14 protein-coding genes and 1 pseudogene are annotated in these 19,481 nt (G+C 69.0%); 8 read left to right on the forward strand and 7 right to left on the reverse strand.

Annotated features, from left to right (window positions below; all coding sequences use genetic code 11):
* Positions 1-98: 98 nt before the first annotated feature.
* The 5 genes from EJK15_RS08590 to EJK15_RS08610 all read left to right on the forward strand — a co-directional run bounded on the left by EJK15_RS08590 (position 99) and on the right by EJK15_RS08610 (position 6,110).
* Complete coding sequence (locus EJK15_RS08590; RefSeq protein ID WP_206060724.1) at positions 99-1,640, forward strand: APC family permease; 1,542 nt, start codon at positions 99-101, stop codon at positions 1,638-1,640.
* On the forward strand, positions 1,637-3,274 hold the full coding sequence (locus tag EJK15_RS08595) for an amidohydrolase (RefSeq protein WP_138709844.1): 1,638 nt from the start codon (positions 1,637-1,639) through the stop codon (positions 3,272-3,274). The genes EJK15_RS08590 and EJK15_RS08595 overlap by 4 nt, the downstream gene beginning before the upstream one ends.
* A 24-nt stretch (positions 3,275-3,298) precedes the next feature.
* The gene (locus EJK15_RS08600) at positions 3,299-3,910 is read left to right on the forward strand and encodes a TetR/AcrR family transcriptional regulator C-terminal domain-containing protein (protein ID WP_138709845.1); all 612 of its coding nucleotides are present in this window, start codon (positions 3,299-3,301) and stop codon (positions 3,908-3,910) included.
* Between the two features lie 260 nt (positions 3,911-4,170).
* Entirely contained in the window at positions 4,171-5,193 is a 1,023-nt protein-coding gene (locus EJK15_RS08605) for an agmatine deiminase family protein (RefSeq protein ID WP_240776844.1), read from the forward strand.
* A complete protein-coding gene (locus EJK15_RS08610; protein WP_138709846.1) occupies positions 5,184-6,110 on the forward strand; it encodes a nitrilase-related carbon-nitrogen hydrolase in 927 nt (308 codons plus the stop codon). Before EJK15_RS08605 ends, EJK15_RS08610 begins: the two co-directional genes overlap by 10 nt.
* Positions 6,111-6,236: 126 nt before the next feature.
* Here the strand turns inward: EJK15_RS08610 and EJK15_RS08615 are convergent, their stop codons facing one another.
* The 6 genes from EJK15_RS08615 to EJK15_RS08635 all read right to left on the reverse strand — a co-directional run bounded on the left by EJK15_RS08615 (position 6,237) and on the right by EJK15_RS08635 (position 11,677).
* Positions 6,237-7,283 carry an ABC transporter permease gene (locus tag EJK15_RS08615; RefSeq protein WP_138709847.1) on the reverse strand — a complete coding sequence of 349 codons (1,047 nt, stop codon included), beginning with the start codon at positions 7,281-7,283 and terminating at the stop codon, positions 6,237-6,239.
* Positions 7,276-8,727, reverse strand: a complete 1,452-nt coding sequence (locus EJK15_RS08620; protein ID WP_240776851.1) for a sugar ABC transporter ATP-binding protein — start codon at positions 8,725-8,727, stop codon at positions 7,276-7,278. Before EJK15_RS08620 ends, EJK15_RS08615 begins: the two co-directional genes overlap by 8 nt.
* Positions 8,728-8,877: 150 nt before the next feature.
* Positions 8,878-9,945 (reverse strand): sugar ABC transporter substrate-binding protein, encoded by a 1,068-nt coding sequence (locus EJK15_RS08625; protein ID WP_138709849.1) that lies wholly within the window; start codon positions 9,943-9,945, stop codon positions 8,878-8,880.
* 54 nt (positions 9,946-9,999) lie between these two features.
* Positions 10,000-10,125 (reverse strand): SDR family oxidoreductase, encoded by a 126-nt coding sequence (locus tag EJK15_RS74285; protein ID WP_240776845.1) that lies wholly within the window; start codon positions 10,123-10,125, stop codon positions 10,000-10,002.
* Positions 10,122-10,379: an SDR family NAD(P)-dependent oxidoreductase gene (locus tag EJK15_RS08630; protein WP_240776846.1), complete on the reverse strand. Its 258-nt coding sequence runs from the start codon at positions 10,377-10,379 to the stop codon at positions 10,122-10,124. The genes EJK15_RS74285 and EJK15_RS08630 overlap by 4 nt, the downstream gene beginning before the upstream one ends.
* The gene (locus tag EJK15_RS08635) at positions 10,379-11,677 is read right to left on the reverse strand and encodes an enolase C-terminal domain-like protein (RefSeq protein ID WP_138709850.1); all 1,299 of its coding nucleotides are present in this window, start codon (positions 11,675-11,677) and stop codon (positions 10,379-10,381) included. The genes EJK15_RS08630 and EJK15_RS08635 overlap by 1 nt, the downstream gene beginning before the upstream one ends.
* 291 nt (positions 11,678-11,968) lie before the next feature.
* On the opposite strand from EJK15_RS08635, the gene EJK15_RS08640 reads away from it, so the two are divergent.
* Together EJK15_RS08640 and larC are read left to right on the forward strand one after the other, a co-directional pair.
* Positions 11,969-12,733 (forward strand): FadR/GntR family transcriptional regulator, encoded by a 765-nt coding sequence (locus EJK15_RS08640; protein WP_138709851.1) that lies wholly within the window; start codon positions 11,969-11,971, stop codon positions 12,731-12,733.
* Positions 12,734-12,814: 81 nt separating this feature from the next.
* A pseudogene (gene larC, locus EJK15_RS77455) lies at positions 12,815-12,997 on the forward strand (nickel insertion protein); the annotation flags it as partial.
* Positions 12,998-13,090: 93 nt separating this feature from the next.
* On the opposite strand, the gene EJK15_RS08650 reads toward larC, so the two are convergent.
* Entirely contained in the window at positions 13,091-14,881 is a 1,791-nt protein-coding gene (locus EJK15_RS08650) for an RICIN domain-containing protein (protein WP_138709852.1), read from the reverse strand.
* A 1,100-nt stretch (positions 14,882-15,981) separates the two neighbouring features.
* Here EJK15_RS08650 and EJK15_RS08655 point away from each other — a divergent pair.
* Positions 15,982-19,461, forward strand: coding sequence for a ThuA domain-containing protein (locus tag EJK15_RS08655; protein ID WP_138709853.1), 3,480 nt, complete (start codon positions 15,982-15,984; stop codon positions 19,459-19,461).
* Positions 19,462-19,481 lie beyond the last annotated feature (20 nt).

Here is a 19,481-nt window from a genome sequence, read left to right on the forward strand (position 1 = left end):
TCGAGCCGACGATCACAACAGCTTCACGTCTGCCCTATCGACAAAACGAAACCGATTCGGTTATGGTCACCGCACCTTCCCTCGCCTTTGGAGTCCGTGTGGCTACCAACGCTCAAGCGCAACCCCCCACCCCACCGTCCCTGCTCAAAGCCGGCGCGCTCGGTGCGGCGGGCATCACGTTCATGGTCGTGGCCGCGGCGGCACCGCTGACGGTCCTGACCGGCGTCGCCCCTTTGGCCATCTCGATCGGGGGTATCGGCGCCCCGGCCGGCTACCTCATCGCCGGCGTCGTGCTGGCGATCTTCGCGGCCGGGTTCACGGCGATGACCCGCCACACCCGTGGTGCCGGCGCCTTCTACGCGTACATCACGCTCGGGCTCGGCCGCACGCTCGGTGCGGCGGCCGGCCTGCTCGCCGTGATCTCGTACAACGCGTTGCAGATCGGTGTGTACGGCTTGCTGGGCACGCAGTTCGCCGCCGCGTTCAACCGCTTCACCGGTTACACCGCCCCCTGGTGGCTGTTCGCCGGGGTCGGGATCGCGCTGGTCTGGGTGCTCGGCCGGCGCGGCATCGACGTCGGCGCCAAGGTGCTCGGCGTCCTGCTCACCGCGGAGACGCTGATCCTGGTATTGCTGGTGGCCGCGGTACTGGTGAAGGGCGGGAACGGCGGGCTGACCGCGGGAACGTTCTCGGCGGACGCCCTGGCGCATCCGGGCATGCTCGCGATTCTCGGGTTCGGCTTCGCCGCGTTCATGGGCTTCGAGTCGACCGCGCTCTACCGCGGCGAGGCCCGCCGGCCGGATCGGACGATTCCTCGCGCCACGTTCGCCGCGGTCACGTTCCTCGGGCTGTTCTACTGCCTGGTCGCCTGGGCGGTGGTGCAGGCGTTCGGGGATGCCAAGGTCGTCGAGGTCGCCGGCGCAGACCCGGCCGGCCTGTTCTTCGCCGCGATGGACACCTATGTCGGCGGTTGGGCCAGCGACGTCATGTACGTGCTGGTGCTGACCAGCGTGCTGGCCGCGCAGCTGGCGTTCCACAATGCGATCAACCGGTACGCCTTCTCGCTCGCCGGCGACGGACTGCTGCCGAGCGCGCTGGGCCGGTCGCACCCGAGATTCCTGTCACCGGCGAACGCCGGTGCGGTGCAGAGCGTGCTGGCCGCGGTCGTGGTGGCCGGGTTCGCCATCGCGGGCGCGGACCCCTACCTGCAGCTCGTGCTGCTGGTGAACACGCCCGGCGTGCTGGGCGTCCTGGCACTGCAGGTGCTGACGTCAGCCGCGGTGCTCGCCTACTTCCTGCGGCGCCGAAGCCTTCAGGGAGCGGCGGCGGCCATGGTTTTCGCGGCCTTGTCCACGGTGCTGCTCGCCCTTGCCCTGTGGTCCATCGTCGCGCAGATCGCCTTGCTGACCGGCGCCGGGGCCGCCACGAACGCGTTCTTGGTCGGCCTGGTGCCGGCGGTGCTGGCCGCCGGCGTCGGCTGGGCCTTCTACCTGAAGAAGCGTCGCCCCGACACCCACGCGCTGATCGGCGGCGAGGACGTGCGCTGCGCGGAAGCCGCGAACTCGCCGATCCGGGGAGCCTCTCCAGCGCCCGCGTCCGAGCCGGGGGATCCCACCGCCCAGGCGGGTGCCACCGCATGACCAGCGCGGACCTCATCGTCCTGGCCGACCGGATCCACACCATGAACGCGCCCGGCCCCGCCGTCACCGCGCTCGCCATCCGCGGCGGCCTGATCACCGCGCTCGGCACCCGCGACGACGTACGAGACTGGCGCGGCAACCACACCGACGTGATCGAGCTCGGCGACGCCACGGTGACCCCCGGCCTCGTCGACGGCCACTCCCACCCCGTGACGGGCCTGGATCTGACCCGCGGCGTCGACCTGTCCACGGTGTCCACGATCGACGAGCTGATCCGCGCACTGCGCGCGGCACCTTACCGCGAGTGGCTGTGCGGCTGGGGGCTCGACCCGAACGCCTTCGGCGGCGCCCCGATCACGCACCAGCCCATCGTCGAGGCGCTCGGGCCGGACATCCCCGTCTACCTGACGTTGTTCGACGCGCACTCGGCCTTGGCCAGCCCCAAAGCGCTCACACTCGCCGGCATCACGGGCCCACGCGAGTTCGCCTCCGGCGCCGGCATCGTCTGCGCCCCGGACGGAAGCCCGACCGGGCACCTGCTGGAATTCGACGCGATGGAGCCGGTCCGGGCGCTGCTGCCCCCGGACCACCCGGCCGATCGGCGGCGGCTGCTGCTCGACCTGCTGCGCCGGATGGCCGCGGCCGGCTACACCGCCGGCAACGCGATGGACTTCGAGGACGATGCGCTGGAGTTGTTCCGCGGGCTGGAGGCGGCCGGCCCTCTGCCGATGCGATGGCGCTTCGCGCCCTTCGTCATGCCGGCCACCTCCGCCGCCGACCTGGCGCGCGTCGTGGAACAACAACACCTGCGCGGACGCCGCTGGCGCGTCGAGGGCGCCAAGTTCATGATCGACGGTACGGTCGACGGCGGCACGGCGTGGCTGGCGGAACCGGACAGCCACGGCGAATCCATCGCCCCGTTCTGGCCCGACCCGGCCGAGTACAGTGTGGCGGTGCGCCACTTGGCCGAGCGGGGCGTTCCCACGGTCACCCACGCGATCGGCGACGCCGGCATCCGGCACGTCCTCGAGACGCTGAGCAACCTGCCACGACGCTCGCCGGTCCCGCACCGCATCGAGCACCTGGAGACGATGCCGGCCGACCTGCTGCCGCATTTCCGCGCGCTCGACGTCACCGCGAGCATGCAGCCGACCCACTGCACGCACTACACGCGCGCCGACCACAGCGACAACTGGTCGAGCCGGCTCGGCCCTGACCGCGCCCGCCGCGCGTTCCGCTGCCGGGACCTGCGTGAGCACGGCGCCCGGCTCGCACTCGGCTCGGACTGGCCGATCGCCCCGTTCGACCCGCGGGCCATCATCGCCGACGCGCAGCTACGTCGCCCAGCCGGTCGCCCGGACGCCGAGCCGGTCCTGCCCGGACAGGCACTCACCGCCCGGATGGCGCTGGAAGGCTTCACCACCCAGGCGGCCGAGGCCGCGGGCCTGGACGGGCGCAGCGGCCGGCTCGCTCCCGGTTTCGCGGCCGACCTGGCCGCGTTCGGACTCGACCCGCTCACCGCAAGCCCGGACGAGTTCGCCGAGTCCCCCGTCCTGCTGACCGTGGTCGACGGCGATGTCGTCCACCGGGCCGATGCGCCGGTGTCACCATTCACCATGAACAGCGCGTACTGACCACTTCGAGGAGCTGACCCCACCGTGCCCCGCCCCTCCGTCCCCCGGCTCTCCCGCGACCAGATCGCAGCTGCGGCACTCAGTCAAATCGACGAGACCGGCGCGCTGTCGCTGCCGAAACTCGCCGCGACACTGAACGTCAGCGTCTCGTCGATCTACCACCATTTCGCGAACGGCAGGGAAGAGGTCATCGAAGGCATCCGGGGACTGCTGACCCGCGAGGTGATCGACCCGCTCGACCCGACCATGGGCTGGCGCGAGTACACCGAGCAGTGGGCCCACCGCTACCGGTCGGCAATGGCGCGGCACCCGCACGTGGTTCCGCTGCTGACTCTTCAGACCGTCTCGGCGCCGGAGACCCTGGCCAGTTACGAGGCGCTGGCCATGGTGCTGCGGAAGGCCGGGTTCGCGGCCGACGACCTGCTGCATGTGGTCAGCGTCCTGGACTGCTTCATTCTCGGCTCGGCCCTGGACGCCAGCGCGCCGCTGGACGTCTGGGCTGACTCGGGTGCCCCGGAGTCCGCGCTCAGCGCCGCGATCGCGGCGACCCGGGCCCAGCCCGGCGACCGCTCCCGGCGTTCCTTCGAGATCGGCTTGCACATCCTGATCGCCGGCCTCGCCGACCTCCTCCGGTAACGTCCGGACCCGCCATCCGGATCCCGGCCGCGGGCCGCCCGGCGCTGTTTCCCCTTGTCGCTCTCGACTCGATCCCCGACTCACCGCATGCCTTCCCATTCACGCGCTCTACACTCCACAGGAGGAAGCCACATGCCGGAAGAGACGCCGCCTCTGATCGGCGAGCCGGATGTCGCCGGAAATGCCGCTCGAGCGGTCCGCACCGTCGCTGCTGACGATCACGGCGCGACCGCCGGCCTCTCCGTCACGGGACGGCGAACGTGACCGACCGAATGCCGGCGGAGTGGGCACCGCACGCCCGCACCTGGATGGCCTTCCCCACTCCGAACGCCACGTTCGGCGACAGCGCCGAGCTTGCCGCGGCCCGCGCCGCCTGGGCCGCGGTCGCCAACACGATCGTGCGCCATGAGCCCGTCACCATGCTGATCAACCCAGGCGAGCGCACCGAACTGCTGGACTCACGGATCTCCACCGTCGAGGTGCCCCTCGACGACGCCTGGCTGCGCGACAGCGGCCCCACCTTCGTGTCCACCGCAAGGGGCGGGACGCGAGCCGTCGACTGGACGTTCAACGGCTGGGGCGCACAGCCCTGGGCGACATGGGACGCCGACAGGCACCTGGCCCGGCGCATCGCCCGAATGGCCGGCGTCCCGCACATCGGTTCGCCGCTGACCCAGGAGGGCGGCGCCTTCCAGGTCGACGGCGCCGGAACGGTGCTGCTCACCGAGACCGTCCAGCGTGACCCGGACCGTAACCCCGGCTGGTCCCGCGCTCAGGTCGAGGCCGAGATACACGCCCGTCTCGGCACCACCACCGCGATCTGGCTGCCACGGGGACTGAGCGCGGACTACGGCAGGTACGGCACCCGCGGGCACGTCGACCTCGTCGCCGCGTTCACCCGTCCTGGCACGGTCGTCGTGCACACCCAGCCGGACCCCGGCCACCCGGACCACGACGTGACCCGGGAGATCACCGAGATCCTCCGCGACGCCACCGACGCCCGCGGCAAGCGCCTGGAAGTGATCGAACTGCCCGGACCCACCATCACCGAGGTGGACGGAGAACTGGTCGACTACTCCTACGTCAACCACTACGTCGCCAACGGCGTGGTCGTCCTCTGCGCCTTCGACGACTCGCGCGACGCCGACGCCGCCCGCATGCTGCGCCTGGCCTATCCCGGCCGCGAGATCGTCCTGGTCGACGCCCGCGACATCTTCCGCTTCGGCGGTGGGATCCACTGCATCACCCAGCAACAGCCGCTCCAGGAGACACGATGGAACTGATCATCGCGCAGCCGACCGAGTCGCCGGCTCGCATCCACCCGCCGGTGCGGGGCACGCTCACCGTCGCGCTCGTGCAGACCCGCTGGCACGCCGACCCCGTGGAGCACAGAGAGACACTTCTCGACGGCATCCGCACCGCCGCCGACGCCGGCGCCGAGGTCGTCTTCCTGCCCGAGCTGACCCTCTCCCGTTACCCGGCCGACACCAGGCCCACCGGCGACGCCGCCGCCACCGCCGAGGACATCGAGACCGGCCCGACCCGCGCCTTCGCCCGCGACGCCGCCGCCGAAACCGGCATCCACGTGCACGCCTCGCTCTTCGAGCGCAGCCCAGGTGCGGACGGCCTGGGCTTCAACACCTCAATGCTCGTCGCCCCGGACGGCACGCTGCTCGGCCGCCGCCGCAAGACCCACATCCCCCGGACCGCCGGATACTACGAGGACCACTACTTCCGGCCCGGACCGGCCGGACCTGAGGCCTACCGTCCGGTCGAGCTGGCCGGCCGGGCACGGATCGGCCTGCCGACCTGCTGGGACGAGTGGTTCCCCGAGGTCGCCCGGGCCTACGCCCTCGCCGGCGCGGACATGATCGCCTATCCGACCGCGATCGGCTCCGAGCCCGACCACCCCGACTTCGACACCGCCCCGCTGTGGCGGCAGGTCATCGTCGGCAACGGCATCGCCAACGGCACCTTCATGGTGGTCCCGAACCGCTGGGGCGCGGAAGGCCTGATCACCTTCTACGGCCGCTCCTTCATCTCCGACCCCTACGGACGGGTGCTCGCGGAAGCGCCCCGAGCCGGCGACGCCGTCCTGGTCGCCGAGCTCGATCTCGACCAGCGTCGCGACTGGCTGACGCTGTTCCCCTTCCTCGAGACGCGTCGCCCCGACACCTACGACAGGCTCACCCAGCGCTAGTCCCGTTTTCCGCACGTCGAGGTAGTTGAAGATCGGATGGGTGCTGGTGGCCAACCGGCTGGGGTCCCCGTAGCATCAGCGAAAATCCGAACGCCGACTTCTTGACCAGGTCTGCGCCTGGAACCTTCATTCTTGGATCTTTCCTCCGGTGATGCGGGAGATGACCAGGGCGATGAGGATGATCGCGCCGTTGAGGGCGCCGATCCACTGGGCGGGGACGCCCGCCAGGGTGAGCACGTTCTGGATCAGGAAGAGGAGCAGGACGCCGGTGAAGGCTCCGAAGATCGTTCCCTTCCCGCCGTTCAGGCTGATGCCGCCGATGACGGCGGCGGCGAAGACCGTGAAGATGTAGCCGTTGCCCTGGGCGGAGGCGACTGAGGCCAGCCGGCCGGACAGCAACAACCCGCTGAGCGCGGCCAGAACGCTCGCCGTGACGATGACGATCCACAACACGCGGTCGGTGCGGATGCCGGCCGCCTTCGCGGCGTTCACGTTGCCGCCGATGGAGTACAGCGACCGGCCGAAGCCGGTGAAGCCGAGTACCACGATCCCGATCGCGAACAGCGCCAGGCAGATCCAGATGGAGGCGGGGACGCCGAGCCACTGGGTCGTACCGAGGTAGATCATCGATTCGGGCAGCTGGAAGAACGTCTGCCCACCGGAGATCCCGGTCAGGATGCCTCGCAGCACGATGAGCATGCCGAGCGTGACGATGAAGCCGTTGAGCCCGAACCGGATGATGAGCAGCGCGTTGGCGGCGCCCACCAGCAGACCGACGGCGAGGGTGACAGGAACCGCCCAGGCGCCCGGAAGCAGGCCGAGGCCGTGCCCCGCGCCCGCGGACACGGTGAGCCAGGCGGCCACCCCGGGCGCCAGCCCCATGGTGGACTCCAGCGAAAGGTCCATCTTCTTGACGACCAGCACCATGGTCTGCGCGAGGACCAATATCGCGATCTCCGACATGGTCTGCAGGATGTTGATGATGTTGTCGGGTTGCAGGAATACCGGGCTGACGAGCTGTCCTACAACCCCGATGACGATGATCGCGGGGATGAGCGCCAGATCGCGCAGACGCGCGAAGGCGATCCGGCGCCGTTCGCCGTCGGCCGAGGGCGAATCGGCTCCCGGCGTGCCGGGGGTGGCGCCCGGGCCCGCGGTCGCGGTCTCATGCATCGAGGTCCACTCCTTCCATCGCGGCCACGAGGTCGTGGTCGTGCCAGCCACTGGCCATCTCGGCGACCACGCGGCCCTTGAACATCACCAGGACGCGGTCGCACATTCGCAGGTCGTCCAGCTCGTCGGACGCGATGAGCGCGCCCGTGCCCGACCGGACGATCTCCTCGACCTTGCCGAGGAGGAATTCCTTGGACCGCACGTCGACGCCGGCGGTCGGGTTGATGAGGACAAGCAGCCGGGGGTCGTTGGCCATCGCCCGAGCCATGACGACTTTCTGCTGGTTGCCTCCGGAGAGTCCGGAAACCGGAAGAGCAGGTCCTGGAGTTTTGATCGCCAACCGCTCGATCATGGATTGGGCGAGAGCGTCCCTACGACGCCCGCTGATGAATCCCGACGGACCAAGCCGCTCGGGAATCGTCAGCGTGCTGTTGTCCGCGATGGACATCTCGGGCACGAAGCCCTGATCGTGGCGGTCCTGCGGGACGAACCCGGCTCCGGCCGCCAGGGCGGCGGACACGCTGCCGGGCCGTGGACGCTGTCCGGCGATCTCTACGGCGCCCGCGCCGGCAGTGCGCAGGCCGACGACCGTCTCGGCCACCTCGGTACGGCCGCTGCCCGCCGCGCCGGCCAGACCGACGATCTCACCCGCGCGGACCTGGAACGACACATCGTCGTAGGCGCCCTCCGCGGACAGGGCATCGACCCTGAGCACGTGCTCCCCGCTGGGCCGGTGCGCGGCTTCACGTCCGTGCTGTTGCGCGGCCGTGGCGGCCTCGCCGGTCATCGCCGCGACCAATTCCGCGCGCGCCAGCCGCTCCACGGGCGCGGTGAGGATGTGGCGCGCGTCCCGGAAGACCGTCACCATGTCGCAGATCTCGTAGATCTCCTGCAGGTGGTGACTGATGAAGAGGAACGTGACGCCCTGCTGCTGGAGATCACGGATACGGCCGAAGAGCCGGGCGATCGCAGCGGCGTCCAGCTGGGCCGTCGGCTCGTCGAGGATGATGAAGCGTGCGCCGAACGACAGCGCCCTGGCGATCTCGACGAACTGCCGCTGCTCGATGGTGAGGTCTCCCGCCCTCGTCCCGGCGCTCACGTCCACCGACCAGCTCTGCAGCAGTTCCCGGGCCTGGCGGCGGAGCGTGCGCCAGCTGATCAGTCCGGCGCGGCCCCGGCGGTACCGGTTGAGGAACAGGTTCTCGGCGACCGTCAGCTCAGGGATGATCGTCGATTTCTGGTAGACGCAGGCCACTCGCTGCCGCCAGGCGTCGCGGTCGGCGAGTCGTGGCGCGGGCTGCCCGCCGAAGGTCAGTGCCCCTTCGTCCAGTGCCTGCAGACCGGTCATGATCGATACCAGGGTCGATTTGCCTGCTCCGTTGCGCCCCACGAGCGCGTGTGTCTCACCCGGCATGATCGTGATCCCTGCGCCGTCGAGCGCCAACGTCGAACCGAACCGCTTGGTGATCCCTGCCGCCTCGGCGACGGGTGACCCTGCCGGGGGCCACCCGCCGCCGCTCGGGGCTGGACCGGAGCTCGTCGCCGGCTCCCGATCGCCCATATCAGCCCGCCTTCCTTCTCTCGCCGGCTTCGGTCAGCCGAGGTTGTTGCCCCACAGGGACTGGTCGTCGCTCTTCAGGCTCTTGACGCCGCCGTAGGTGCCGCCGTCGGAGGTGACGAGCGGGGCCGAGAGCTGGTCCTCCAGCAGGCCCGGGCGGACCTGGATGATGGTGCTGTCGTGATCGGTCGGGCCCGGCTGGAACGTCTTGCCGTCGATCGCGGCCTTGAGGTACTGAAGGGCGTACTTGGCGTAGAGGTCGGCCGGCTGCGAGACGGTCGCGTCGATCTTGCCCTCGGCGATGTTCTTGAGCTCCTCTGGGATGCCGTCGTTGGAGACGATGAAGACGTGCTTGGGGTCGTCCGGCTTCACCAGCGCCCCCCGCTGTTGCAGCACCTGCAGCGTCCCGGCGAGCGCGAAGCTCGACTGCATGTAGACGCCCTTGATGTCGGGGTTGGCGACCAGGTCCGTCTGCAGCTTCTGCGCGGCGATGGCGCCGTCCCAGTTCGTGGCCTCTCCGAAGACCTTGATGCCGGGGTAGTTCTTCTTCATGCAGTCGTTGAAGGCCTCTGTGCGGTCGCGGCCGTTGATCGAGGCGAGGTCGCCCTGCAGCATGACGACCTTGCCCTTGCCGCCGAGCTTGGTGCCGAGGAACTGGCAGGCCTTCTCGCCGTACGCGCGGTTGTCGGCCCGTACGACCATGTAGACGTCTCCGGTGTCGGGCCGGGTGTCGACGGTGACGACGGGGATCTTCTTCGCGGCGAGTTGCTGGAGGGTCGGGGCGATGGCGGCGGTGTCCTGAGGTGCCATCGCGACGCCCTTCACGCCCTGACTCATGAACGTCTGCGCGTTGGCGGTCAGCTTGGCGACGTCGTTCTGGGAGTTGGTGGTCTTGATGTCCAGGCCGAGCTGCTTGGCGTACTCGGGGGTGTACTTGATGTAGGAATTCCAGAAGTCGGTGTCGGAGCGCGGGTAGTCGACGCCCACCACGGGTAAGCCGCCGCCGTTGGTGGCCGCGGTGCCGGAGCCGCCACCGCAGGCCGAGAGGAGGGAGAGGGCCAGGCAGGAGCCGATGCCAGCCAGGGTTGCCGACCTGAGTTTCATGTGTTCTCCTTGCCGCTGACCTCGGTCTCGCCGAGGGACACGGTGGGTGCTGAGTCAGTTGTGCGGACGGATGCGCAGGCCGCTCATGCCGCCGTCCACGGCAAGATCGGTTCCTGTTGTGGCTCCGGCGAGCGGGCTCGCCGGATACGTGATGGCCGCGGCGCCTTCCTCCGCGGTCACGAGCCGGCCGATGGGCTGGCGCGCTTCCAGGGCGCGGCAAACTCGACCGCCCTGCCGACGGCCACGCGTACCGAGTCGTCGTCGCCGACGTCCGCGTGGAACCCGGCGAGCGGTTCGGCCACGTCGGGCTTCAGGTCGAGGCAGGCGACGCGAGCGCCCCGCTCGGTGAGGAGCGCTGCGGTCGCCAACCCTATGCCGGAGGCGCCGCCGGTGACGATCGCGGCCAGGCCCTCGAATTCCTGAGGGCCGTTCATCAGGCGGCCGCCCATTCCGGGCCGTCCGGATAGCGGTGACGGGCGACGGACTCCGAGTGGAGCCGGGCACCGATTCCTGGAGCCACCGGAGCGAGGTAGCGGCCGTCACGGATCCGGACCGGGTCGGTGAATTGTTCATGCAGGTGGTCGATGTACTCGATCACCCGATCCTCGATGCTGCCGCTCACCGCGACGTAGTCGAACATGGCGAGGTGCTGGACCATCTCGCACAGTCCGACGCCGCCGGCGTGCGGGCAGACCGGGACGCCGAACTTCGCGGCGAGCAGCAGGATGGCGACGTTCTCTGTGACGCCCGCCACCCTGCTCGCGTCCATCTGCAGGATGTCGATCGCGCCGGCCTGGAGAAGCTGCTTGAACATCACCTTGTTGTGGGTGTGCTCGCCGGTCGCCACCTTCATCGGTGCGACCGCCTGGCGGATCGCCGCGTGTCCGAGGATGTCGTCGGGCGAGGTGGGCTCCTCGATCCAGTACGGCTCGTACTGCGCGAGTGGCCGAAGCCATTCGATGGCCTGGGGAACACCCCAGGCCTGGTTGGCGTCGATGGCGATGCGGATGTCCGGACCGACGGCCGAGCGGGCCAGTGCGAGGCGACGCAGATCGGTCTTCTGATCGGCGCCGACCTTCAGTTTGATCTGGGTGAAGCCCTCGGCGACCGCCTGCTTGGCCAGACGGGTGAGTTTGTCGTCGGTGTAGCCGAGCCAGCCGGGGGTGGTGGTGTAGGCGGGGTACCCGTGCGCCAGCAGGTCGCGCGTCCGCTCGGCCCGGCCGGGTTCGGCACTCCGGAGAATGGCCAGAGCCTCCTCGCGCGTCAGCGCGTCCTGCAGGTACCGGAAGTCGACCAGATCGACGATCCGCTCCGGGGACATCTCCGCCAGCAGCCGCCATACCGGCTTGCCTTCCCGGCGGCCGTAGAGATCCCATATCGCGTTGTCGATGGCGGCCGCCGCCATGTGGATGGTGCCCTTCTCCGGGCCGAGCCACCGCAGCTGGCTGTCACCGGTGAGCCTGCGGGAGAGCGCGCCGAGGTCGGCGAGCACCTCCTCCACCGGCAGGCCGACCACCAGCGGCGCCAGTGCCTTCACGGCGGCGACCTGGAGGTCGTTGCCGCGGCCCACCGTGAACGCCAGTCCGTAGCCCTCGCCACCCGTGCTGGTGCGGACCGTCACGTAGGCTGCGGAGTAGTCCGGTTCGGGGTTCATCGCGTCGGAGCCGTCGAGCTGGCGTGAGGTGGGAAAGCGGACGTCCACCGCCTCGACGGCGCTGATCACCTCAGTCACGGCGGCCGGCACCTTCCCAGATGCGTTTCGTTTGCATCAACGATGCATTACGTCGGTTCTTCGACATGGGATGGATTTTTACTCGCTCAGGGATGTCGTGTCTAGGCTTGTCGTCACACCTCTAGCATCTGCACGTAGAAGCGTTGACGCAATCCGATACATGCGGAGCTGATGGGGGCAGACATGGGATCTCTGCTTCCAGACATGGGATGTCACTGTTACGCTGCGGGGACGTACCGATCACCACGTCCGGCTCTCCCCGAAGGCCGGACCGCCCCCGGGGGACCGTCGATGTCATTGACCGACAAGGCCATCGCGCGGATTCGCGAGCTCGTCCAGTCCGGAGAGTTGCCTCCCGGTTCCAAGCTGCCTCCCGAGCAGCAGCTGGCCACCGAGCTCGGCCTGTCGCGCAACCTCATGCGCGAGGCCGTCAAAGCGCTGGTCGTCGCCCGGGTGCTGGAGATACGCCGGGGTGACGGCACCTATGTGACCAGTCTCGAGCCGAGCCTGCTGCTCGGAGGGGTCGGCGGCGCGGTCGAACTGCTCCAGGGCGACACGCTTCTGGAGGTCACCGAGGTGCGGCGGCTGTTCGAGCCCATTGCCACCGGGCTGGCCGCGGCGCGGATTTCCGCCCAGCAGCTCCGCAAGGTCGAGCAGCATCTCGCCGCCATGCGCGAGGCGCGTGACGACGTCGAACTGCTGAACCGGCACGACGCCGAGTTCCACCGGGCGGTCATCGCCGCCACGGGCAACCAGACCCTGGCGACCCTGCTCGAAGGCATCGCCGGCCGTACGCTGCGGGCCCGGGTGTGGCGCGGACTGGTGGACGACAATGCCGCCCCCCGCACGCTCGCCGAACACGAAGCCATCTACGAAGCGCTGGCCGAAGGGGACGCCGCGCTGGCCGAGGCCGCGGCGCTCATGCACGTCAGCACAACGGAGCGCTGGCTGCGCGCACACCTTCAGCAGGGCGAGGCGCGACCGCCAACGGCGGCACGCGGCCGTCCTGACACCGTCCTCATGGGCACCCCGCCCTCGGCACCCGACCGGCCCTGACACAAGACCGATACGACACCCCGGTCCGGCCGCCACAGCCTTGCCGGCCGTGACCTCCTGATACACCTCCCAGGAGAGGCGATGAGATTCCTGCGTGCGGGACCTGCGGGCCCCGAGCGTCCCGCCGCCCTCGACACCGATGGCACACCCCGCGACCTGCTCGCCGCGGCCCGCACGCGGTACGGGCCGCCTCCGCCGATGACGGTCGCCGCGACCGGCTACGGCGCGGGCACGCGGCGCCTGGCGGACCGTCCGAACGTCACCGCCGTGACGAGCGGTCACCCCGCCGAGTCCCGGCAGGGGGGTCGGCGAGCATGTCGTGGTCCTGTCCACCAACCTCGCGGTCGTTCGTGGGGCTCAGACGCGGGTCCATTTCTGGTTGGTTCCTCCGGTGCAGGTCCAGATATGTACCTTGGTGCCGTTGGCGGTGCCGGCGCCGCTGACGTCCAGGCACTTGTTCGCCCCGATCGCGGTGATGGTGCCGTCGGCGTTGAGGCGCCATTTCTGGTTGTTCTGCCCGTTGCAGTCCCAGATGATCACGCTGGTGCCGTCCGCCGTCCCGGCCCCGTTCACGTCCAGGCACTTGGTGCCGTAGACGCGCAGCTCACCGGCGCTGGTGGAGGTCCACTGCTGGTTGGCCTGGCCGTTGCAGTCCCAGATCTGCGCCTGCGCGCCGTTGGCCTGCGAGGCGCCGCTGACGTCCAGGCACCGCCCCGACCCGACGCCCTTCAAGGCGCTCGCACCGCTCGTGGGGGTGGGGGTCGGTGACGGCCCCGGAGTATCGGGCGGCAGCAGCGTGATGGTGAAGGTCTCATCGGCGTTGGTGTGCGGCAGGTTCACCGTCGTGCCGTTGTCCGACAGCGTCACCACCGTGTTCTGCACGGTCACCGGACCCGCGACGGCGCCCCCGCCGTTGTACGGGATGCGCTCGGCCACCACCCGCACCTGGTTGCTCTGCACGATGCCGCTGGTCGTGTCCAGCCGCTGCAGGTTGACCGCGATGTTGCCGGTGGTGCGGCCTCCGCCGACCAGGATCTTCGCCTCTCCGCTCGCCTTGGTCGCGAAGGCGTCGTACGAGGTGCTGGGGGTGACAGAGGCGATCTGCCCGGTCTGGGAGCCGTAGAAGCGGTAGACCCACCATTCGCCCTTCGGCTGGTACTGCCCGGCGGAGTTGCGGACGAGCAGGTTGCCCAGGTCATTGTGCAGGTTGCCTCCGCCGGCCCAGTTGGCGCGCAGGCCGTCGGCGCCTGCCCGCTCCAGCCTGGCGATGTACCAGGAGCCGTCACCTGGGCTCTGCTCGTTCGCTGCGCCGTATTCGTTGATCTGGTACGGGCGTGGGTGCGGGATGCCGCGGGAGCCGAGGGTGGTGTTCGCGGTGGCCACATTGGCCACCGGGTCGCCGGGCAGGGAGTGCCAGCTGACGATGTCAGGGACGACGTCGTTGGCCTTGACGTAGTCGAGGTACTGGGTCCAGAAGCCGCCAGTGGACGGCACACAGGCGCAGCTGGGGCCGACGATCAGTTGGGACGGGAAGGCGGCGCGGATGCGCTGGTGGGCACGCTTCCACATCTCGAAGTACTGGGAGATGGGGCGGTTCCAGAACAGGGTGATGTTAGGTTCGTTCCACAGGTCCCACTGGACCGGAGCGCCGGTGGCCCGCACGTCATTGATCAGGCGGGTGAGGAAGGCGTCGTAGTCGGTCCAGTTGCCGTTGTCGCCGGGGAAGCGGGAGATGGGGTAGCCGTCGGCGCCCCACAGATCGTGCACCAGCAGAACGAACTCCCCGCCCAGCGACCGGGTGCGCAGCAACTGCGCGCGGGTGGCGTTCCATCGGCGGTCATACTTACCGGACACCCAGCCGCCCGGGCTGTCCAGCTGCGCGCCGCCGGCCCGCATGTACCGGAACTTGACGTCTCTGAAGAACTGGTCCGGGGGGTTGGCTGCGTCCTCCGTCATGCCGTAGATCCACCCAGAGGCCCGGTAGGTCGGGGAGCCGGCCGCGACGGAGAAGTTCACGGTGATCGACTCGTCCGCCGCCTGGGCCGGCGCTGCTGTCCTGAAGACGGACCCGGCGACGAGCGCGCCGATGGCGAACAGAGCGGCGATGCTGCGACGGCCTGTGCGCCGCCTCTTACCTTTCGTGTCCACTCATAACTCCTCGGACAGAGGGGAGTGTGCGGATGACGCCGACCACCGGCGACCGTCTCCTGGGAGACCGCCCATCTGCCCGCCCTGGACGTACGAGACGCTGCCGGGCGGCCTCGGCACGGCGGTCGACGCCGATGGTGATCTTGCACTGCTCACCCTGGTTTCGGGTGCCGTACGCGCGTGTGAGCAGGATTGAGTCGGTGGGACGGTCGGTCTACCGTCCGGGGGAGCGCATCATCGAATCGATTCGCAGGAAGCGTAGGTCTCCTCGGCGAGGGATGTCAATGGCATGTTTCCTGGACGTGAACGATGCCTTTCAGTGAGTGGATTCGCAGCGCATCGCACGAACCGTTCTCCAACGGCCGTCGGGCATGCGACCACCATGCGGGCGCCATCGACCGCGCGGCGGACTTCGGTCCCGGGCCACGTCGGCAGAGGAGGAGGCTTCCTCGGCGGATGTGCGGCGGGGAAGCCTGCGCCCGGTCCAGAGCCTGAAAGTTTCATACTCATCGCCCGCCCCACCATCCGGAGGATATCGCTGATCCTTGCCGGTTCCGGAGAGGTGAGACAGGTACGGCACCATCGACGCTGCCCGTAAAGGCGGTCCTGGTAAAGGCGGCGGGACCATCGCCCAGTGGAACAGGAAAGCGGTCTCTGGTTCCCTGGATAAGCATGCTTGACACGTATGTTAGGCAGACCTATTTTCATTGCGAATCGATTCGACATGAACATCGAGAAGAAGCATCTTCTCCAGGACGTCCGGCCGGCGGGCGCCAGGACCGCGCACCTTCAGGCGTGCGGGACCGACCGGGGCGCACCCGGCAGCAGCCACTTCGGCTGGCCGGGCTTCGCCGCGGCCGTCCGCGACGTGGGCTACCGCGGCCCTTTCATGATCGAGTCCTTCCCGACAACACGACCATCGCCACCGCCGCATCAGTCTGGCGCCCCCTCGCCCCGAGCCAGAACGCCCTCGCCACCGAAGGCCTTGCCTTCCTCCGCACCCTCACGACCGACCCGACGATCCCCCCGAGCCGAGACGACTCATGCCTTCGCACCGTTCAACTCCGACAGTTGCCGGCAACCCCCCCAGGAGATCCTTCATGCGAACATCACGCCTGCTTCCCGCCCTGGCCGCGGCCTTATTAGGGCTGTGGCTGTCCGCGGTGCCGCTGGTGGCGCACGCGAGCGCTCCGCAGTTCAAGGTGCTGCTGTTCACCGAGACTGCGAGCGGCGCCTTCCGGCACGACTCCATCCCCGCCGGTGTCGCGATGTTCCAGCAGATGGCGACCGACAACAACTTCCAGCTCGACCACAGCGAGAACTCCGCCGTCTTCACGACCGCGACCCTGAACACCTACGACGCGGTGATCATGTTCCAGACCAGTGGCATGGTGTGGGACAACGACGCCCAACGTCAGGCCTTCCAGGCGTACGTGCGGAGCGGCCGCGGCGTCGTCGCGATCCACAACGCCACCGACATGAACATCGAGGCGCAGTTCCCCTGGTGGGACCAGGTCGTGATGGCCGGCGCGCACATGACCGCGCATTCGGCGATCCTGCAGGGCACCGCCAAGGTGGCCGACAAGGTTCACCCCTCCACGAAGGGGCTGCCGGATCGGTGGGTGCGCCCGGAGGAGTGGTACAACTTCGACAAGAACATGCGCGGCTCGGTGCACGTGCTGGTGACCGCGGATGAGACCACCTATGACGCGGGGCCGAGCAAGATGGGCGCCGACCACCCGATCTCCTGGTGTCACAACCCGGAGGGCGGCCGGGTGTGGGCCACCGCGATGGGCCACCAGGCGTCCTCCTATTCGGAGCCGCTGTTCAAACAGCACCTGCTGGGTGGGGTGAAGTGGGCGGCGGGAGCGGAGCCGGGTGACTGCGGCGGCACGTCCGCGGCCCGGTTCCAGAAGGTGACCCTCGACGGCGCACCGGACCAGCCGATGGAACTGGACGTCGCCGCCGACGGCAGGGTCTTCTACATCTCGCGCTCGGGCAAGGTGAACATGATCCCCGCCAATGGCGGGGGGACGCGTGTCATCGCCACCCTGCCGGTGTACGACGGCGGCGAGGACGGCGGCATCGGGCTGGCGCTGGATCCGAACTTCGCCACCAACGGCTGGATCTACGTCAACTATTCGCCGTCCAATGGCGGTGAGGTGAACCGGGTATCGAGGTTCACCTTCAACGGCACCAGCCTCGACTTGGCGAGCGAGAAGAAGATCATCGAGGTTCCGGCGTACCGCAACGTCGACGAGCCCGGCCACACCGGCGGCTACCTCGCGTTCGGCCCGGGCGGCAACCTGTACATCGGCCCGGGTGACGACACCAATCCCCACGCGTCCAGCGGCTTCGCCACGATCGACGAGCGGCCGGGCCGGGAGCATTACGACGCCCAGCGGTCCTCGGCCAACACCAACGACCTGCGCGGCAAGATCCTGCGCATCCACCCCGAGCCCGACGGCACCTACACGATTCCGTCCGGCAACCTGTTCGCGTCCGGCGCCGCCCAGACGCGGCCGGAGATCTACGCGATGGGCTTCCGCAACCCGTTCCGCTTCTCGGTCGACAAGGTGACCGGCTGGATTTCGCTGGGTGACTACGGCCCCGACGCGGGCGCCGCGAACCCCAACCGCGGTCCCGAGGGCACCGTCGAGTGGAACCTGATCAAGCAGCCGGGCTTCTACGGCTGGCCGTACTGCGTCGCCAACAACATCCCGTACAACGACTTCAACTTCGCCACTAACACCTCCGGCGCGAAGTTCAACTGCTCGGCGCCGGTCAACAATTCGCCCAACAACACCGGCCTGACCAACCTGCCCGCGGCCAAGCCGGCGACCGTCTGGTACAACTACCACGCCTCGGCCGAGTTCCCCGAGATCGACTGCTGCGGCGGTGCGGGCCCGATGGGCGGGCCGTTCTACCGCTACGACCCGGCCAGCACCTCTGACCGCAAGTTCCCCGAGTATTTCGACGGCACGCCGTTCCTCTATGAATGGAGCCGCAACTTCTTCAAGGAGTTCCGCCTGGACTCCTCGGGCAACCTCCTGAAGATCAACCCCTTGGTGGCACAGCTCGCCCCGCATGCGCCGATCGACATGAAGTTCGGTCCGGACGGCGCCATGTACATGGCCGACTGGGGCAACGGCTTCGGCCACGAGAACACCGATGACGGCATCTACCGCGTCGACTACGTAGCCGGAAACCGCGCACCCGTGGCCAAGGCGAGCGCCAGCCCCGACTCGGGCGCGGCGCCGCTGACGGTGGCGTTCTCCTCGGCCGGCTCGTCCGATCCCGACGGCGACGCGATCACCTACGCGTGGGACTTCGGCGACGGCGGGACCTCCACCAGCGCCAGCCCGTCCCACACCTACACCACCAACGGCACCTACACGGCCAAGCTGACCGTACGGGACTCCGGTGGGAAGACGGGCAGCGTTACGTTGTCCATCGCTGTCGGCAACACCCGCCCCAACGTCGTCTTCTCGGCTCCGCCCGACGGCGGGTTCATCGACTTCGGCGACCAGGTGGCCTACACGGTGAACGTCACCGACCCCGAGGACGGCGCCGTCGACTGCACCAAGGTCAACGTGATCAGCGCGCTCGGCCATGACCAGCACGCCCACGACACTGGTCAGTACACCGGTTGCTCCGGAACGGTCACGACCACCGCCTCCGGCCATGACGAGGCCTCCAACGTCTACTACGTCCTGTCCGCCGACTACACCGACAAGGGCGGCCTGAAGGGCAGCACCGGCATCACGCTGCAGCCCAAGCACAAGCAGGCCGAGCACTTCACCGGCTCGTCCGGAATCCGGATCATCGATGAGCCCGGAGCTGAGGGCGGCAGGCGCATCGGCGACATCTCCAACAACGACTGGATCTCCTTCAGGCCGATCAACCTGTCCGGGATCGACACGGTGTCCTTCCGTGTCTCGGCGCCGTCCAGCACCGGGGCGTCCATCGAGCTGCACGCCGACTCGCCGACCGGGGCGCTCATCGCCGCCGCCCCCGTGTCGGCGACCGGGGGATGGAACACCTACGTGTCCCTGCCCTCGGTGCGGGTCACCGACCCCGGTGGCACCCGTAATGTCTACGTCGTGTTCAAGGCGCCGTCGGCGAACTCGTTCGACGTGGACTCGTTCACCTTCAACGGCAGGGGCGTCGGGCAGGGTGGCCCGCCCTCGGACAGCACGAGCGCGCTGCGGGGTGTGGGATCGAACCGGTGCCTGGACGTCAACGGCGCCTCGCAGACGAACGGCGCCCAGGTGCAGATCTGGGACTGCAACGGGCAGTCCAACCAGCAATGGACGTCGGCCAGTTCGGGCGAGCTGCGGGTGTACGGCACCAAGTGCCTGGACGTGAACGGGGCAGGGACGGCGAACGGCACCGCGGTGATCATCTGGGACTGCAACGGGCAGAACAACCAGAAGTGGCGCTTCAACGCCGACGGCACCATCACCGCCGTCGGGGCGAACAAGTGCCTGCACGTCAGCGGCGCCGACACCGCGAACGGCACCAAAGTGCAGATCTGGGACTGCAACGGCCAGAACAGCCAGAGGTGGACCCGCGTCTGATCCCGATGTGACGCCCGAAC

This window comes from Nonomuraea basaltis (genome assembly GCF_005893125.1).
In the GTDB taxonomy this organism is placed as follows: Bacteria; Actinomycetota; Actinomycetes; order Streptosporangiales; family Streptosporangiaceae; genus Nonomuraea; species Nonomuraea basaltis.

Excerpts from the sequence above, each read along its gene's own strand:
- EJK15_RS08595 (WP_138709844.1), top strand. The coding sequence starts at position 1,637 with ATGACCAGCGCGGACCTCATCGTCCTGGCCGACCGGATCCACACCATG.
- EJK15_RS08655 (WP_138709853.1), top strand. The coding sequence starts at position 15,982 with ATGCGAACATCACGCCTGCTTCCCGCCCTGGCCGCGGCCTTATTAGGG.
- EJK15_RS08630 (WP_240776846.1), bottom strand. The coding sequence starts at position 10,379 with ATGAACGGCCCTCAGGAATTCGAGGGCCTGGCCGCGATCGTCACCGGC.
- EJK15_RS08640 (WP_138709851.1), top strand. The coding sequence starts at position 11,969 with ATGTCATTGACCGACAAGGCCATCGCGCGGATTCGCGAGCTCGTCCAG.
- EJK15_RS08625 (WP_138709849.1), bottom strand. The coding sequence starts at position 9,945 with ATGAAACTCAGGTCGGCAACCCTGGCTGGCATCGGCTCCTGCCTGGCC.
- EJK15_RS08610 (WP_138709846.1), top strand. The coding sequence starts at position 5,184 with ATGGAACTGATCATCGCGCAGCCGACCGAGTCGCCGGCTCGCATCCAC.
- EJK15_RS08615 (WP_138709847.1), bottom strand. The coding sequence starts at position 7,283 with ATGCATGAGACCGCGACCGCGGGCCCGGGCGCCACCCCCGGCACGCCG.